Origin of the sequence: Candidatus Rhabdochlamydia sp. W815 (assembly GCF_018642185.1) — a bacterium.
Lineage (GTDB): Bacteria > Chlamydiota > Chlamydiia > Chlamydiales > Rhabdochlamydiaceae > Rhabdochlamydia > Rhabdochlamydia oedothoracis.
The window spans coordinates 1-865 of the sequence record NZ_JAAVTY010000208.1 but is presented as its reverse complement, the minus strand read 5'-3'; the positions used below and the strand labels follow the sequence as shown (position 1 = coordinate 865).

Below are 865 nucleotides of genomic sequence, written 5' to 3'. Positions count from 1 at the left end.
CTATATAAAATTTGGAAATGAAATCCTTGATTTCTCTTTGAATACCCCAAATAAAATCAAAGATTTCCGGGAGATTGACGAAATAAAGGCACTAAAAAATTTATATGGCGATACAATTATTAATCAAAGGATAAAAAAAGCACAAGATACTTGCGCCATAAGCAAACTTCGTAGATTAGAAATGGGAAAAGATGGATGCTGTGTAGGCATGAGCTATGATTTTATTTCTAGCTACCTTATGAATGTAAAATTAGCAAAGTCCCCATTAGAAGCTGTTTTCGGTCGTTACAAAGATGGAGCTCCAGATAAGGCTGTGCTTGAACAGATCTTCTATGATGCTAAGAATAAGCTTACCTTTGAAGAATATACAAATAAATACTTCAGTGAAATAGAAGAAGAGATCAAAAGTGAAATAAAAGAAGAGATCAAAAGAAAGTGGGAATCTTTGAAAAAAATGATAGCTAAAGAAAAAATTGCTGCATTAAAACAGATTGAGATAGATCTAGACATTCGGTTAAATAAAGCAGCAGAAGAAATATTATTAAAATACTGTTTAGAAGCAGAAAAGGATATAACAAGCTCTTATGGGCTTACCATAAATATAAATGAAAGTGCTGTTTATACATTCAAAAAAAGGAAAGAAGAACCTTCTTTTGAAAATTTTACAAAAAATTTAATAGCAGGAGTTTATCATATAGGAATTTTACCAGAGAAAGATACGGGACATGCAATGGTCTATATTAAAACAAAGGAAGGGAAACATATTATTTACGATCCTAATTTAGGAATTCTAGCAGTTGCTCCGTCTGTATCCGCAACAAAATTATACGAAATAGTAAAGAGTTATACAAAAGAAGAAAATTTC

Annotated in this window: 1 protein-coding gene; it reads left to right on the top strand. The window is 30.9% G+C overall.

Features of this window, described 5'->3' with window-relative positions; genetic code table 11:
• The coding region (locus RHOW815_RS08360; RefSeq protein ID WP_215217816.1) for a hypothetical protein at nt 1-865 on the top strand (865 nt) is incomplete at both ends.